We start from the raw sequence: 16,507 nt of genomic DNA on the forward strand, positions 1-16,507 counted from the left end.
CGCTTTTCCCCTAAGATTATCCTTGTGTACGCAATATTTCTTGTCGTTGCGCCACTTTCTTTTTCCATTGTTCTGCACGGCGAGTTCGGTCTGCAACTTGCCCAACCAATTGACCACATGCTGCATCAATATCATCACCACGTGTCTGACGAATCGTACACACAAATCCTGCATCAGACAAAGTTTTTTGGAATGCAATAATACGATTTCTGCTTGAACGACCATATGGTGCATGCGGAAATGGATTAAATGGAATCAGGTTGATTTTACTTGGTAGATTTTTTAATAATTTTAATAATTGTTGAGCATGCTCAGGCTGATCATTGACACCTTCAAGCATGACATATTCAATCGTGACATGACGACGTGCGCTTTCATTACCATCTTTGGCTAAATAGCGCTGACAAGCAGCGATTAACTGTGCCAATGGGTATTTTTTATTAATTGGTACTAACTCGTTACGCAACTCATCATTTGGCGCATGTAAAGAAATTGCCAAAGCAACATCAATATCTTGTGCGAGTTGGTCAATCTTCGGTACTACACCCGAGGTCGATAAAGTTACACGACGTTTAGACATCCCATATGCAAAATCATCTAGCATTAACTGCATAGAACTCAACACCGCATCATAATTGAGTAATGGCTCACCCATACCCATCATTACGACATTAGTTACAGTTCTTTCGCGCTCAGCTACAGGCACATCTTCCATATAAGAATAATTTGCCATCCAAAGCTGACCAATAATTTCAGCAGGTGTTAAGTCACGTTGGAAACCTTGTTTACCCGTTGAACAGAATGAACAATCAAGCGCACATCCAACTTGAGATGAAATACAAAGTGTTTTACGTGCACCCGTTTTGTCTTCTGCTGGAATGAGTACAGTCTCAACTAAAGACCCCTCACCATCTCCTACACGGAAAACCCATTTACGAGTACCATCTTTAGAATAATTACGGTGAACAACTTCAGGAGCTTTGATTTCACAAATTTTTTCTAATTTTTCGCGAAGTTTGCCCGAGATATTGGTCATCTCAGCAAAATCAGTAACAAAATATTGATGAATCCATTTCATCACTTGACCAGCGCGAAACTTCTTTTCACCTAATTCTTCAAAAAAGGCTTCTAATTCTGTACGTGACATGCCAAGTAAATTTACTTTTTTATCGGCAGCTTGGACGACAGATGTAGAAACAGACTGTTGTTTTTCATCCAAATTTTCTGATGAAACGACCACTGCAGAACTCATGTATATTTACCTAAACGATATCAGCACTAGAAAATATTGTGCATTATCCACACAATTCAATCTATAAAAAACAAAAAACCAGATAAGTAGTATACCACTTATCTGGCTTGAATACTTTGGATTAACGAGTGCGTGGGCAAATCTCGTTATCAGCAAAGAAGTAAGCGATTTCACGCTCAGCAGAAGCTACTGAGTCAGAACCGTGAGCAGCATTTTCATCAATGCTTACAGCGAAGTCAGCACGAATCGTACCTGGAGCAGCTTCTTTAGGGTTTGTAGCACCTAAGATTTCGCGGTGAGCAAGAACTGCATTTTCACCTTCAAGAACTGATACAACAACTGGACCAGAAGTCATGAAAGCAACTAAATCACCAAAGAAACCACGCTCTTTGTGCTCTGCATAAAAACCTTCAGCATCAGCTTGAGAAAGGTGTTTCATTTTAGTCGCAATGATTTTCAAACCCGCTTTTTCGAAACGAGCAAAAATGTCACCGATGTGGTTTTTAGAAACTGCATCTGGTTTTACGATAGATAAAGTACGTTCAATCGCCATGATTGACTCCTATTATGTGTAAACTAAAAAAATTTGCCGCATTATACCGATGTAATCGTTAATAATCAGCTTGAATATCTAAAAGTTCTGAGATTTCTGATAAATTTTTAACGAACTTCGTCTAACCAAGCCATTTGAATGGCTTCAAGCAAACCTTCTGTCGATTTATTCGGATCATCGCTAAAGTCTGGTAATGCGCAAACCCATGCATGTAAATCAGTAAAACGAATCCATTGTGGATCCACATCTGGATGTGCTTCAGTGAGTTCAATCGCAATATCAATCGTATCTGTCCAACGTAAACCCATGAGTTAACCTAATAGAATGTGATTATTGAACGTACTTTAACAAATGATGTGTTTTAAGAGATAGTGATGACCATCAAAAACATCACAAAATCACGTTAAAACTTGGCGCGAGTAAGATAATGGTGCTAGCTACCGATGCACCAATGATCGCACCAACAATCACATCACTCGGATAATGCAGACCAAGCACCATACGAGATAAAGCGACCAGTATGGTAAACGGCAACATCAGAATGAGTAAAAGTGGTTGTATATAACCTAATGTGATTGTCACCATCACTGCGTGCAAAGTGTGCCCCGAAGGAAAGCTAAAATGATCTAAAGGTCGCTCACCTAGTACAATCACCTGATGTACTTGATAAGGTCGAGGACGGGTCGTTTTATTTTTCAAGAATTTATAAATGAGTGTCCCTATAGAGCCCATCACAACGAGATAGAGTATATTCAGACCGTATGCCAAACCCTGCATTGTCCAAACAGACAACAACATGACATACCAAAATGGTCCATCTCCCAAACGACTAATCGTTTTAAAAAATAGTGCAATACGTTGTGACTGTGATAGATGGTTAAGGTAAACACAGCCTTTTAAATCGAGATCGAGCATTTTTATTTTTGCATTTTCAAATTTCATATTTTTTCTCCTCTTAATGAGAATTGCTTAGGTCACGGTCATGGGAGACTCCTTCGCGACCTGATACAGTGCTTGTTCTAATTGTTGTACGGGATACTGCCAGCTATTCGACTGAACGCTTTCACTCGCCAGTTGTCCCATTGCTCTCAATTGCGTTATCGCAGGTAAATTACAGATTAATTCAACAAATTCAGTTGTGTTTCCCAAAGGTGTTAGCCACCCAGTCTGACCATGTTTGACGTGCTGATGAGCACAAACATAATCATAAGCAACAACGGCTAGACCACTTGCAATCGCTTCTAAAACTACATTTCCAAAGGTATCCGCCTGACTTGCGAAGGTAAAAACATCAGCACTTGCGTAAGCTGCAGCAAGATCATGTCCACTCAAATTGCCAGTAAAAATAATATCTTTTGAATTTGCTAATTTTGTTAGACGGACACGATCAGGACCATCTCCAACGATCACAAACTTAATATTGCGACCTTGATGAGCTTGTAATGCATGAAAGCTCTTAATAAGAACATCTACTTCTTTTTCTGGAGATAAACGACCCACATATAGCATCACGCGAGTATCTGTATCAGCACCCCAACTTTGACGTAGTTTTTGAGAGCGATGCTTGGGTGAAAATTTTTCTACATCCACTCCACGACCAACCACGACCAACGGACATGTCACACCAAAACTACGTAATGCTTGTTCAGTAAATTGGCTAGGGACACAGGTTACGTCAGTACTGTTATGAAACCATGTTAGATATCGCTGGATGGGTTTGACTAAAAAAGCCAAATCAAAAAAACGACTAAAATCATGGAAAGCTGAATGAAATCCACTTGAGACTGCAATTTTTTTACTTTTCGCAGCTTGTAAGGCTGTTAAACCTAATGGCCCCTCTGTCACGATATGCACAACATCTGGCGCGAATTTTTCAAAAGCTTTGGAAACTTTAAGATATTGTGGCCAACCGAACTGAACACTTGGGTATTTGGGTACAGGTTGTGACAGCACTAAGCACTCTTGATCAGGGTGAAATTCTGTACATACTTCTTTTTGGATCGGGCGTACCAATAAAATTTTATGCCCTAATCTTTGTAATCCTTGACACAATTGCATCATCGACATCGCGACACCATTAATTTCTGGTGGCCAAGTTTCAGTAACAATTGCGATTCTTAAACGTGGGCGAACTAAATCTCGAAGTTCAGACAATTCATCTTGTTTGTTTTTAAGTTGCTTCCTTTTAAAGTAAAACTTAAAGCTTTCAGGAAACTGTTCTTGCTCTAAAAGAGATGTCGCGTATGTACTTTGCATATCGCCATCCATTTGTGTCGTTATTTTCATGCTTTAAAGCTTATAAATATTTTTTGACACTTTAATGATCAGGATGTGACAGTTTTTTGACAAGCCATAACAACAAATGCCCAATATCGGATAAATACTGGGCATTTTATAAAATATAGAAAAACTATTGTATTGGATTATCTATCGCAAAGATCTGCTGATCTTCTAAACGATATGCAAGCAACTGCTGCCCCCAAACACAACCACCATCTACATTCTGAATGTTGGCATTAATTGTTTTTCCCTGTAAAGCTGCCCAATGCCCAAAAATAATATGGTGTGTTTTCGCAGCCAAACTTTCATATTCAAACCAAGGCTTAAACCCTTCAGGCATTGGAGCATCTAAAGCATCTTTAAATTTAAACTCTAAACGCCCATCAATATCCGTTAAACGCATACGAGTCAGATAATTGGTAATACATCGTAAACGCTCAGCACCTGATAATTCATCAGTCCACAAATCAGGTTGCTCTCCATACATTTCCCGCAGAAAAGCATCCAAAACGCTCAGATCTTCATGTCCGACAGCGTGTTGCACCTCTTGAGCAAGCTCCACGGTTTTTTCAGCTGACCAAATATGGGGAATCCCAGCATGGGTAATAAGCGTAGTGGCATTTGGCGACAAACTTAATGGCTGTTTGCGCAACCAATCGATGAGTTCATCACCATCAATCGCATCAATTACATCTTGAGTCCGATCTTTGTCTTTGATTTTCTTAAACCCACGTGCACAGGCAATCAATGTCAGATCATGATTACCTAATACAGTTGCAGCAGCACCACGATCAGCAAGTTTTTTGACGAAACGCAATACACCGACCGAGTTTTCACCACGCGCGACCAAATCACCAGCGAACCAAAGAAAATCCTGATCAGGATCGAAACGGATCTCTTTTAAAAGTGCTTTTAATGCTTCAAAACAACCCTGCACATCACCAATCACATAGTTATAGCGTTTAGACATCAAGACACCATTTGGTCAGATAAAGCCACAAAGTCAGCCAAACTTAATGTTTCAGGACGAGCCATCGGATCTACACCAGCTTTTTCAAAGCCGTCTTCAGCCAACATACCTTTCAAACTATTACGCAATGTTTTACGACGTTGTGTAAAGACGTGCCCAACTAAGCGAGCCAAAGCTTTTTCATTTTTTGCAATAATTGGCTTCGTCTCATAAGGCTCCAAACGAAACACGGCTGAAGTCACTTTAGGTGGTGGGTTAAAGGAACCTGGTGGCACTTCAAATAAGAACGTTGGTTTACAGTAATACTGAATCATTACAGATAAACGTCCATATTCTTTGGTGTTTGGTTCGGCAGTAATACGATCCACTACTTCTTTCTGCAGCATAAAATGCATGTCTTTGACTTTATCGCCAAACTCTAAGAGGTGAAAAAGCAATGGCGTTGAAATATTGTACGGCAAGTTCCCTACTACGCGGAGCGGACGCCCTTCTTGGAATAATTGGGTAAAGTCATATTTCAAAGCATCTGCTTCAACAATAGTGAGTCGCTCAGGATGTGGTACTCGACCAGGTAAACCTGCTGCCAAATCTCGGTCAAGTTCGACTACGGTTAAAGCATCGCACTCACCGATCAATGGAGAAGTTAAAGCCGCTAAACCTGGACCAATTTCAACTATATTGTCGCCCGCACGAGGATTCACTGAGCGTACAATTTTGGCAATCACACGTTGATCATGTAAAAAGTTTTGACCAAAACGTTTTCGAGCCTGATGCCCTTCATCTTTAGGGTTTAGGGCATTAATTTGATACATAATAATTCCAATTGCGAATAATTGGCTCGTTAATCAATCACGAGCGAGATCAAGTGCTAAATCAACTGCGACATGCAAGCTAGACGCTTTTGCTTGCCCAGTACCAGCAAGAGAAACTGCGGTACCATGATCAACCGAAGTTCGAATAAATGGCAAGCCTAAGGTAATATTGACTGCTTCACCAAAGCCCTGAGATTTTAGCACAGGTAAACCTTGATCGTGATACATGGCTAAAACTGCATCCGCATCTTTTAAATTTTCAGAGGTAAATAAAGTATCTGCTGGTAGGCTCAGACTCATTTTGACACCTTGAGCACGATACTCTTCCAAAACAGGATTGATCACATCAATCTCTTCACGTCCTAAATAACCATCTTCACCTGCATGAGGATTCAACCCACATACCAAAATACGTGGTTGGTTAATTTTAAATTTTGTTTTTAAATCATGAATCAAAATATCAATGACTTGATGCAATCGCTCTTGAGTAATGGCGTCTGGAACATCACGTAATGGTAAATGCGTTGTCGCCAATGCTACACGTAAAGTTTTAGTTGCTAACATCATCACGACACGATCAACGTGAGCAAACTCTTGGTAATATTCAGTATGTCCACTAAAGACAATTCCTGCATCATTGATAATCGACTTTTGTACAGGAGCTGTCGCAACACCTACGCTTTTTCCAGACAACGCATAATCAGCTGAACGATGAAGTTGTTCTAATACATAAGAAGCATTCTCGGCATCTAAACAGCCTAAAATGACAGGTTTAGCAAGAGCAATATGCTCGACGTATAATTGACCATTCAAACTCGGTTCAGTCTGACCTGAGTATAGAACTAATTCAACCTCAAGCCCGAGTTGTTCTATCCGCTGTTTCAACATATCTATATCAGCTAAAACGACAACGGGACGCAAATCTTGTCTATTTGCCAAATTAAGACAAATATCAGGACCGATGCCAGCTGGCTCACCTGACGTGACATATAACGGCAGCATCTTACAGACCTAACTTGATTTCAATGCTAACTATTATATACCGCTATTAAATTTTGATTGAGTGCATTTGCTTTATTTTTGGTACTCAATGAAATATCAAAAATAATTTGAGCAAAATTTTAAAAAGTATTCACACATTGAATTTATCTTGCTCAAGGCACTTTTACTTTTGGTAAATTAGATGGCACTAAGTTAGAAGGTGAGAAAGTTGGTGTTCTCGTCCATGGATTAATTTTAGGCTTATCTTTTTTCTCAGGTTGAGCAACCACGATTGCTTGTGGCTTTTCCTTTTTCTCAATAGTGATCGTTGTATTCGCAGTTTTCTCAGTCACAACTACAGTACTTGCAGCTTTATCAGCCACAGGATTAATCGGAGTTTCTTTTTTATCGCTAGTTTGTTGAACAAGCTCAGTCTGTGATTCTTTCTTCTGAATTACATTTGATACAACTGTGCTGCTCATTGGAATTGTATAAGGCTGAGCAGCAAGCACTCCTTGTTTCACAACAGTTTGAGTCGAAGGTTTCACTGTTTGAGTTGCAGCAGCTGAACTCGATGTTCCCTGAAGATTCATCGGATCAACTGGAATTTCGATAGGTTTCATTTCAGCTGTGACAGCCATCATCGGATCAAAATGTTCATTACCACGGCTTTCCAAAACCTCAAGTTTGCGTGTCGACCCTTCCTTCGGCTGAAATTCTGAATAATTTGTAATACTATTTCTATCCACCCATTTATAGAGCTTCCGAGCATGTGTTTGGGTTATGCTTAACTGTAAAAGTAAGACAGCTATGGCAATTTTTAAAAAAAACGACGAGTCCATCAAATTCCCCCAAAAAACATATAAGTACTTCTATTTTTTAAATATTTGGTATAAAAATAATAGGGCAGTTTTGAGTCCCTAACAAGCTAAAATTCGTTTCTGACACTTAATTTTAAGAACATTACAAAACTGGTCGAATATTCACAAAATATGACATTTCCAAAGGATTATTGTTGTGATGATCAATTAATTCATGTAGAATTCGGTCTCCTTTTGTTTGGGCGATTCCTTGCTCAAACCAACTATAATAGGTAGTGGTTAATGAAAACTCTCAGCGCTAAGCCAGCTGAAGTTCAACACGACTGGTACGTTGTTGATGCTTCTGGCAAAACTTTAGGTCGCCTTGCGACTGAAATCGCTCGTCGTTTACGCGGTAAGCACAAAACTTCTTATACTCCTCACGTTGACACTGGTGATTACATCGTTGTTATCAATGCTGAACAAGTTCAAGTAACTGGTAACAAGTCTCTAGATAAAAAATATTATCGCCACACTGGTTTCCCTGGTGGTATCCGTGAAACTAACTTCGAAAAGTTAGTTGCTCACAAACCAGAAGAAATTTTCCAACGCGCTGTAAAAGGTATGTTGCCAAAAGGTCCTCTTGGTTATGCTATGATCAAGAAAATGAAAGTGTATGCTGGTGCTGAGCATCCTCACACAGCTCAACAGCCACAAGTTTTGGACATCTAAGGGATACAGCACATGGCTACAAACTATGGTACAGGTCGCCGTAAGACCGCAACTGCACGTGTTTTCTTATCAGCTGGTACAGGTAAACTCGTAATCAACAATCGTACTTTAGAGCAATATTTCGGTCGTGAAACTGCTCGTATGGTTGTGCGTCAGCCTTTAGAGCTTTTAGAAGTAACTGAAAAATATGACCTTTACATCACTGTTAAAGGTGGTGGTATTGGTGGTCAAGCTGGCGCTATCCGTCACGGTATTACTCGTGCATTGATCGCTGCTGACGAAACTTTAAAACCTGCTCTTCGTCAAGCTGGTTTCGTTACTCGTGATGCTCGTGAGGTTGAACGTAAGAAACTTGGTTTACGTAAAGCTCGTAAACGTCCTCAATTCTCTAAACGTTAATCGTTTTACGAATTGGACAAAAACCTCGGATTTTTCCGAGGTTTTTTATTTTAGATTAAACAAAAGAATTCAAAGATGCTTTTGTATGATTTTTTTAGTATGCTAAAACGTTTATATAATTAGTTTTGTGATATGTCATCGGTTGAAAATACGCCTGTTCAAGGCATTACGTTGTATAGTCATGCAGATGATTTCCGCTCACATTGGATTCGTTTCTTATTAGCTGAAAAGCAAATCAAATATCATCTCATTATCACAGATCATGAAGATGAAGATCTCGCTGATCTTAACCCCTACAATCAATTACCAATGCTGATTGAACAAAATCTAAAATTATTTTCAGCTACCGTAATTTCAGAATATATAGATGATCGATATCGTCAAAATAAGCTGTATGCTGACGCACCGATGGCAAGAGCCGAACAACGTCAATATATATGGCGTTTCGAACAAGACTGGTTCAAACTTGCTGATCACATGCTAAAACATGCAGACACATTAAATTTAGAACTTAAGCAAAAAGCACAAAAAGAACTAAGAGATACACTTATTTCGCTAACGCCTTTATTTCAACATTTCCCTTTTTTTATGTCTGAAACATTTTCGATTTTGGACTGTATCTTAGCCCCTATTTTTTTACGACTTAAAAACATGGGGATTGAATTACCCCAACAGCAATGCCGCCCTATTTTTCTTTACTGTCACCGCGTCTTCAACAGACCTGCATTTATCAAATCAATGACAGCACAAGAAAAAAACAGCTACAATGAGTTAATTTCAACGATTTAATAAGCTTATAAGTTATGTCAGAGCAATTGAATTTCAGCCCTACACGTCCCTATCTTGCACGCGCAATTTATGAATGGATCTGTGATAACCAACTCACACCATATCTACTCGTAGACGCAACCCAACCACATACCGAAGTACCCTTACAATTTGTGAAAGATGGCCAAATTGTTTTGAATTTGGCGCCACATGCTATTCATCAATTACATATGAGTAATGAAGCGGTTACTTTCTCAGCGCGTTTTGGTGGTGTAGCAAAAGACATCTACGTTCCTATTCAGGCTGTCTTGGGCATCTATGCGAGAGAAAATGGTCAGGGGTTATTCTTTGACCCAAGCGAATATGATGCTGTAGAAACAAACAATGTTGCTGAAACAGCTCCATCAACGGAAGTAGCTGAACCAAGTAAGAAAAAACCGTCCCTTAGAATTTTAGATTAAAATAAAAGGAAATCGAATATGGCGTTTGACCTAGTCCAATATTTTGCTGAACAAATAAAAATTCAAAAACCTCAACTCTTAAATCAGTATTCGGTAAAAGAAAAGGCTGTCTTCATTCAGGAGATCAATACTCTTGCACTTGCTCGCCTAATCAGTCTCTGGAAGCAAAACGCTAAAAAACTATATCAAGAAATCCAAACTGCGGATCCTCTGTATATACAAGAAATTGCTAGGCATCTTACGACCTCACAGCATAATCAGTCAGCACTCGCTCCCAATGACTTAGAAACAAGTATTTCAGAGATTCTTGTTCTTCAACTCAATGAATTAAATCAACTCGATCAAACAGGTCATTTTGGTCAAATTGGGATGTCAGAATTGTTATTAGGACAAATCGAACATCTTTCTGGCCAAGCAGATGATTGGGTCTGGTCAAGTGCTCAATTAAATGAGTTAATTGGCTCAAAACCCGTTGAGCAAATAGATATTTCATTAGAAGCAACCATGCAGGAGTTCAATCAAATGGTAAATCAAGCACAACCGCATCATAATGACATTACTGAAGAAAATGAAACAAACATGATTGACTCGCCAAAATGGGCGTACATTGTTTCACCATTTGTTGCATTGGTCATTTTGCTATTTATGTATTATTCATACAACCAATTAATGATCAACTAAACACGTCAGAAAGATTCAGCAGGTATTTATTACCTGCTGAATCAATACCTTATAAGCACACTTATTTTCTGATAAAATCTTTAAGCTTGTCTAAGTAACATTCTATTTACATTTATTTACAATCAAAAAACCTACTTAAACCTATTTATTTATGTGAAACAACTCACAATAAAATTAAAATATAGTCCTCAATTATTATTTTATTTTGATAGCTTGATAAAAATTGTCAATTTACAGCCATCTTGTGAATTAAATTATTTTAAAGCCCAATTGATTTAATTACATAGATTCCTATAATGATATTAACTGCTTTTGAAGAATAATCTAAAACAAAAGTAGGGAATATAAATTCATAAACAAGATGTATTAGTAGAGATAATATCATGGCTAAAATTTCACTAGAAAGCTTAACAAATATTGATGGGTTCGTTGCAGCAGCGTTAGTAGATACAGAAAGCGGTTTAGCACTAGCAACTCAAGGTGGGGGATCAATTGATTTAGAACTAGCAGCAGCTGGTAATACAGAAGTAATCCGCGCAAAGCGTCGTGTAGCTAACTCATTGAAACTTAACGATGATATCGAAGATATTTTGATTACTTTAGGTAAGGCTTATCACCTTATTCGTCCTCTAGAAAGCAATGGCAATTTGTTCCTTTATCTTGTTTTAGACCGCAGCAAGTCAAACCTTGCTATGGCTCGTCACGAACTTAAAACGTTTGAAAAAGAATTAGATTTTGCTTAATTAGTATTATCTAGTTACATTATATACTAGACTTCTTGTATATTTTTATATTCCATTAATATATAAAAATATATGAGAGGTCTATTATTAGTCATTAATTATGACTAATTTTGTGCAGTCCAATTTTTTATAAAACATTAAAGTGATACTATGAATGGACATTGCATTAATATCGCAATTTCAGGTATAAGTTTAAAAGTTTCAGACGAATTAAAAATAGAACTTAGAAAAACAATACCGAATGAATTTGGCATTAATTGGATAAACATCGCCGATCCAAATATAGACTTGCTACTAATAAATGAAAATTTTTTTGATACTGAAGGTATCCAGCGAATTATTAAAGAAAAACAATTACCCTGCTTAAAAGTATCTAAAGGACATCACGATTCATCAACGATAGAAGAAAACAACACACTTTATTTGCCATTTCAGCAAGGAGATGCATTAAAAAACTGGATTCAACATCGATTATTAAGTTATTTGGCTAGTCACCAACCACAACAAACTACAAATGAATTGAAGATAGAACATGATGCAATAAATGAAAAATTTCTTGCTGAAATGTTTAATCCAGAAAATGCAAGATTACACATCTTTGATGATCATGGCACTTTAGCCATCATTGATACACGTAGCCAAATTGCATGGTTAGAGCCAACTCGACTAAATACACAAACAAATCATAGTTTTAACTATAAATTTGCTACTACATCTGATTTTATTAAGGTTTCTCGTAAAGTCGAATATGACTTACAAGACTGGTTATGGAATCTTTTTTGGCATTCTTCTGAATTTCAAAAGCTATCGCCTAAAGAAAACGAATATTACAAAATTGAGTATTGGCCTCAACCACATCAAAGCACAGATCGAAAAATTGCACTTTTACTTTCAGCATGTTTTATACAAGGAGCACAACTTTCACAGGTTGCTACGCAACTCAAACTCCCTATTCAAACAGTTCAACTATTTATTTCCGCATGCATTATTTCAAATAATGGCGGAGTTATCCCAGCGTCAGAAAGTCATTATTTAAAATTAGAGGAAACCAAAGCCTCTAACGAACAACAAGGCTTTTTAAATAAGTTTTTCGGCAAAATCCGACGCCGATTTGGGCTATAAGGAATTCTATGATTCTTCAACAATATAAAATTGTATTTGCAGGAAGCATGGGTGCAGGTAAAACTGAAGCGATTAAATCACTCTCCGAAATTCCTGTGCTTGCAACCGAAGCATTTAATACAGACAGTCAGGCACATAATAAAATGCAAACAACTGTTGGCATTGATTATGGTGAAATTACTTTAGATGACGGTGTTAAAATTGGACTTTATGGAACACCTGGACAAGCACGATTCGATTTCATTTGGCCAGTTATTTGCCAAGGTGCTTTGGGTGTGATTATCTTGGTTGATCATAATAGTAAAGTTCCTCTAGAGGAGCTAGAAGGCTATTTAGACACTTTTAAAGACTATACACAAAATATTTCGATCGGCATCACGCATGTTGATGAAAATAAAGGGCAACCGATTTCAATTTATCGAGATTGGTTAATTCAAAATGAGTATCAATATCCTCTGTTTTTTATTGATGCCCGAAAACAAGAACACATTCTGCTGATGATTGAATCACTGATTGCAGCATTAGAAGTCAATCTGAGAGCAACGAATTAATCATTTTGAAAGAGAAGAATTATGTTCAGCATTCCAAGTCAACAACGTACAGCGCCAAAGGAGTTGATCCATTTGGCTAAAGCTCAAGCCAATGACATATTGATGAATATTCGTGGCATTGATTATATTATGCTCTGCTCTACAGATGGATTTGAACTGGCTTCCGTTTATAAGAAGAATCCTTATAACAGTACCAAGCTTGCTGCTGTCAGCAGTTCCATTCTGGCAATGGTCAGTGCGTTCCTGAATGAAATCCAGTTGACTGGGTGTCAAAGCATCACCCTCGATGCGGAAAATGGCAAGGCAATCCTGACCTCCATTCCTGCACCACATCATCCGATGGTCATGGTGACGCTGAGTAATAAGGATGTTCTACTCGGACAGTTGCTTTATAGTTTAAAACAGGCCAGTGCCGCGATTGTTGCCGCTGATCAAGCTTAATCCTTAACTTATTGATTAATCTGAAAGACAATTCTACACACTCACTGATCGCGGTTGAAAGACTATTAATAAGCTTTAAGCAACTGCGACATTTAATAACAATTGTCGTTTTTTCACTTGTTGACCGACTTGACCAATGAGCTCATCAACAACACCATCCACATCAGATTTAATCTGTTGCTGGATTTTCATCGCCTCCAAGATCAATAAAGTTTGACCTTTGGTAACGGTATCACCAGCGTTGACCAATAGATTCACAATTGCACCATCCATTGGCGCTCGAATCTTTCCGTCACCGATAACTTCAACCGCTTCAGGTTCTGCGTAAGTGCTATTCTCTATTATGAGATTGCCATTCGCTGTATCTAAATAAAGCTGATTTTGATCAAGTACATAATTCAATTTACGGCGTATACCATCTACATCATAAATGATCTGTGTATCTTGAATCGCTAGAATCTTAATCTTGACTTGCTGATCACATAGCATAGCGATCAGTTGATCATGATCTGTTTGGACATGAAGTAATAGCTGTTGATCAGCACATTTTAGTTTTAATGGGAAAGGCACAGAAATACCTGTTTGCCATGAAACTTTCGCTTGGTTCAGTTGAGTGAACAATGCTGCAGCAACCGCAAGATTTTCCAAACTTGGCCCTTGTTGATGTAGGCTGACATCATCTTGAAAATGTTGTTGAATAAATGCGGTATTGGTATCACCTGCCACGACAATCGGATGACGTAATAAATTCACCAAAAACTGTTTATTGCTGTTCACACCCAATAGCACACAATCATTTACTGCGCGCGCTAACAGACGAATCGCATCCTGACGAGTTTTACCATAAGCAATTATCTTCGCCACCATTGGATCATAAAACGGACTAATTTCACCCTGTTCTAACATACCATGATCAATCCGAACATTTGATAACATTCCATCAGAGCCTGCAGGTTTCCAATTGAGTACCTTTCCAGTTTGAGGCAAAAAATCCTGTCGTGGATCTTCTGCATATAAACGCACTTCAATTGCATGTCCATTTAAAGTGAGTTCATGCTGCTGTAGAGGTAAAGTTTCACCATTTGCGACACGGAGTTGCCATTCAACTAAATCGAGGCCCGTGATCATTTCTGTTACTGGATGCTCAACCTGTAAACGAGTATTCATTTCAAGGAAATAAAACTCACCTGAGTGATCAAGTAAGAATTCAACCGTACCTGCACCGATATAGTCGCAAGCTTTGGCGGCAGCAACTGCAGCCTCGCCCATTTGCTGACGTAATTCAGGTGTCATCACGGGACAAGGTGCTTCTTCGACTACTTTCTGATGACGGCGCTGAATTGAACAGTCTCGTTCAAATAAATAAACGTAATTGCCATGCGTATCACCAAATACTTGAATTTCCACATGACGAGGTGCAATCACTGCTTTTTCAATAATCAGCTCACCTGAACCAAATGCATTTTCGGCTTCTGAACGCGCTGTTTTTAAAGCTTCGAGTAAATCAGCAGACTGGTGAACCAAACGCATACCACGCCCACCACCACCAGCAGATGCCTTCACCATCAAAGGGAAACCAATTTTTTCTGCTTGTTCAGCTAAATATTCGATATCTTGTCGATCACCTTCATAACCCGGTACACAAGGTACACCCGCCTCAATCATGGCAATTTTTGACAAACGCTTACTACCCATCAAATGAATCGCAGCGGCATTGGGACCAATAAAAGTGATGCCATGATCACTACACGCTTGGGCGAAATCGGTATTTTCAGATAAAAATCCATAACCTGGATGAACAGCATCGGCACCAGTCTTTTTGCAGGCTTCGATAATATTGGTGATCGACAAATAAGACTCAGAGACTTTAGATGCACCAATGTATACAGCTTCATCAGCCACTTGAACATGGCGAGCATTGGCATCTGCATCTGAATATACAGCAACTGTCTGATAGCCCATCGCTTTCGCTGTTTGCATCACTCGAACTGCGATTTCACCACGATTTGCGACTAAAACTTTTGAAAATTTCATCATTGCTCAGCCCAAGTTGGTAAACGTTTTTGAATAAATGCCATCGTGCCTTCTTGACCTTCTACTCCACCGACAGCTTGCGCAAATTGCTGTGCAGCATCATCGAGTAGAGAATCTAAAGGTTCATTCAAAGTACGATGTAATAAAGCTTTAGTATTGCGAGAAGCCAATGGTGCAGCACGTTTGATTTGTTGAACTGTATCGCTTAGTAGCTGCTCAAGCTCATTTTCATCATGTACTACATCATGTACTACACCTAACTTCTGAGCAGTCTCACCATTGAAACGAGAACCTAACAATGCCAAACGACGCGCTTGTGTTAGTCCAATGCGTTTCACTACAAAAGGTGCAATTTGCGCTGGCAAAACACCTAAGCCTGTTTCAGGTAAGCCAAACTGTGCCGTATCGCGACTAATCGCGATATCAGAAACACAAGCCAAGCCAAAACCTCCACCTAATACTGCACCTTCTAATACAGCAACCACGGTTTGTGGCGCTTGATCAACTTGTTCAATCATGGCACCGAAACGACGGTTAAAATCAACATATGGCTGTAAGCTACCCACATTCGCCGCCTCTACACGGAGTGCTGCCATATCTTTAATGTCACCGCCTGCACAGAAATGTCCGCCTTTACCACGTAAAATCACAGCACGAATCGATACATCATCTGCTATTTGGGTAAAGACCTGTTGAATCGCATTGACCATATTGAGACTCATGGCATTGCGACTTTCAGGTCGATTAAGCCACATCGTTAAAATACTGCCCTGTTGTTCAAGTTGGAGACTTTCATCCACTTGTAAATTATTTAGCATTTTTATAAGTCCTAAATCCAATAAGAAAAACGTATGACGAGGCAGCTATTGCAAGGCATAAAATTGGCGAAAAAGCGCAGAATATCTTGCGCAAGGACGAAATATATTT

The 16,507-nt window shown here is 38.8% G+C and carries 20 protein-coding genes; 9 read left to right on the forward strand and 11 right to left on the reverse strand.

Going from position 1 to position 16,507, the window contains the following annotated elements:
- Positions 1-16 precede the first annotated feature (16 nt).
- From rlmN to F948_RS11860, 9 genes are all read right to left on the reverse strand, one after another.
- The gene (gene rlmN / locus F948_RS11820; protein ID WP_004950309.1) at positions 17-1,252 is read right to left on the reverse strand and encodes a dual-specificity RNA methyltransferase RlmN; all 1,236 of its coding nucleotides are present in this window, start codon (positions 1,250-1,252) and stop codon (positions 17-19) included.
- A gap of 121 nt (positions 1,253-1,373) precedes the next feature.
- Positions 1,374-1,805 carry a nucleoside-diphosphate kinase gene (gene ndk, locus F948_RS11825; RefSeq protein WP_004908995.1) on the reverse strand — a complete coding sequence of 144 codons (432 nt, stop codon included), beginning with the start codon at positions 1,803-1,805 and terminating at the stop codon, positions 1,374-1,376.
- A 107-nt stretch (positions 1,806-1,912) separates the two neighbouring features.
- Complete coding sequence (gene iscX, locus F948_RS11830) at positions 1,913-2,113, reverse strand: Fe-S cluster assembly protein IscX (protein ID WP_004652532.1); 201 nt, start codon at positions 2,111-2,113, stop codon at positions 1,913-1,915.
- A gap of 82 nt (positions 2,114-2,195) precedes the next feature.
- Complete coding sequence (locus tag F948_RS11835; protein WP_004908998.1) at positions 2,196-2,747, reverse strand: phosphatase PAP2 family protein; 552 nt, start codon at positions 2,745-2,747, stop codon at positions 2,196-2,198.
- A gap of 27 nt (positions 2,748-2,774) precedes the next feature.
- Positions 2,775-4,091: a glycosyltransferase family 4 protein gene (locus F948_RS11840; protein WP_026057437.1), complete on the reverse strand. Its 1,317-nt coding sequence runs from the start codon at positions 4,089-4,091 to the stop codon at positions 2,775-2,777.
- 124 nt (positions 4,092-4,215) lie between these two features.
- Complete coding sequence (locus tag F948_RS11845) at positions 4,216-5,055, reverse strand: symmetrical bis(5'-nucleosyl)-tetraphosphatase (protein WP_004964129.1); 840 nt, start codon at positions 5,053-5,055, stop codon at positions 4,216-4,218.
- Positions 5,055-5,867, reverse strand: coding sequence for a 16S rRNA (adenine(1518)-N(6)/adenine(1519)-N(6))-dimethyltransferase RsmA (rsmA, locus tag F948_RS11850; protein ID WP_004950303.1), 813 nt, complete (start codon positions 5,865-5,867; stop codon positions 5,055-5,057). Before rsmA ends, F948_RS11845 begins: the two co-directional genes overlap by 1 nt.
- A 33-nt stretch (positions 5,868-5,900) precedes the next feature.
- On the reverse strand, positions 5,901-6,869 hold the full coding sequence (gene pdxA / locus F948_RS11855; RefSeq protein ID WP_004964132.1) for a 4-hydroxythreonine-4-phosphate dehydrogenase PdxA: 969 nt from the start codon (positions 6,867-6,869) through the stop codon (positions 5,901-5,903).
- A gap of 152 nt (positions 6,870-7,021) precedes the next feature.
- Positions 7,022-7,690 carry a hypothetical protein gene (locus tag F948_RS11860; RefSeq protein ID WP_004964135.1) on the reverse strand — a complete coding sequence of 223 codons (669 nt, stop codon included), beginning with the start codon at positions 7,688-7,690 and terminating at the stop codon, positions 7,022-7,024.
- Between the two features lie 261 nt (positions 7,691-7,951).
- On the opposite strand from F948_RS11860, the gene rplM reads away from it, so the two are divergent.
- The 9 genes from rplM to F948_RS11905 all read left to right on the forward strand — a co-directional run bounded on the left by rplM (position 7,952) and on the right by F948_RS11905 (position 13,546).
- Positions 7,952-8,380, forward strand: coding sequence for a 50S ribosomal protein L13 (gene rplM / locus F948_RS11865; protein WP_004909012.1), 429 nt, complete (start codon positions 7,952-7,954; stop codon positions 8,378-8,380).
- Between the two features lie 12 nt (positions 8,381-8,392).
- Positions 8,393-8,779: a 30S ribosomal protein S9 gene (gene rpsI / locus F948_RS11870; protein ID WP_004909015.1), complete on the forward strand. Its 387-nt coding sequence runs from the start codon at positions 8,393-8,395 to the stop codon at positions 8,777-8,779.
- 132 nt (positions 8,780-8,911) lie between these two features.
- A complete protein-coding gene (locus F948_RS11875; protein ID WP_004964138.1) occupies positions 8,912-9,568 on the forward strand; it encodes a glutathione S-transferase N-terminal domain-containing protein in 657 nt (218 codons plus the stop codon).
- Between the two features lie 14 nt (positions 9,569-9,582).
- Complete coding sequence (locus tag F948_RS11880; RefSeq protein ID WP_004964140.1) at positions 9,583-10,008, forward strand: ClpXP protease specificity-enhancing factor; 426 nt, start codon at positions 9,583-9,585, stop codon at positions 10,006-10,008.
- A gap of 18 nt (positions 10,009-10,026) precedes the next feature.
- Positions 10,027-10,689, forward strand: coding sequence for a hypothetical protein (locus F948_RS11885; protein ID WP_004964143.1), 663 nt, complete (start codon positions 10,027-10,029; stop codon positions 10,687-10,689).
- A 383-nt stretch (positions 10,690-11,072) separates the two neighbouring features.
- Positions 11,073-11,432 carry a roadblock/LC7 domain-containing protein gene (locus tag F948_RS11890; protein WP_004802620.1) on the forward strand — a complete coding sequence of 120 codons (360 nt, stop codon included), beginning with the start codon at positions 11,073-11,075 and terminating at the stop codon, positions 11,430-11,432.
- A gap of 150 nt (positions 11,433-11,582) precedes the next feature.
- Positions 11,583-12,554 (forward strand): hypothetical protein, encoded by a 972-nt coding sequence (locus tag F948_RS11895; protein WP_004964145.1) that lies wholly within the window; start codon positions 11,583-11,585, stop codon positions 12,552-12,554.
- 8 nt (positions 12,555-12,562) lie between these two features.
- A complete protein-coding gene (locus tag F948_RS11900) occupies positions 12,563-13,105 on the forward strand; it encodes a GTP-binding protein (protein WP_004909026.1) in 543 nt (180 codons plus the stop codon).
- A gap of 21 nt (positions 13,106-13,126) precedes the next feature.
- Positions 13,127-13,546 (forward strand): roadblock/LC7 domain-containing protein, encoded by a 420-nt coding sequence (locus F948_RS11905; protein WP_004964148.1) that lies wholly within the window; start codon positions 13,127-13,129, stop codon positions 13,544-13,546.
- Positions 13,547-13,621: 75 nt separating this feature from the next.
- Here the strand turns inward: F948_RS11905 and F948_RS11910 are convergent, their stop codons facing one another.
- Together F948_RS11910 and F948_RS11915 are read right to left on the reverse strand one after the other, a co-directional pair.
- Positions 13,622-15,580, reverse strand: a complete 1,959-nt coding sequence (locus tag F948_RS11910) for an acetyl/propionyl/methylcrotonyl-CoA carboxylase subunit alpha (RefSeq protein WP_004964149.1) — start codon at positions 15,578-15,580, stop codon at positions 13,622-13,624.
- Positions 15,580-16,398 (reverse strand): enoyl-CoA hydratase/isomerase family protein, encoded by an 819-nt coding sequence (locus tag F948_RS11915; protein ID WP_004964154.1) that lies wholly within the window; start codon positions 16,396-16,398, stop codon positions 15,580-15,582. The genes F948_RS11910 and F948_RS11915 overlap by 1 nt, the downstream gene beginning before the upstream one ends.
- Positions 16,399-16,507 lie beyond the last annotated feature (109 nt).

Source organism: Acinetobacter junii CIP 64.5 (assembly GCF_000368765.1).
In the GTDB taxonomy this organism is placed as follows: Bacteria; Pseudomonadota; Gammaproteobacteria; order Pseudomonadales; family Moraxellaceae; genus Acinetobacter; species Acinetobacter junii.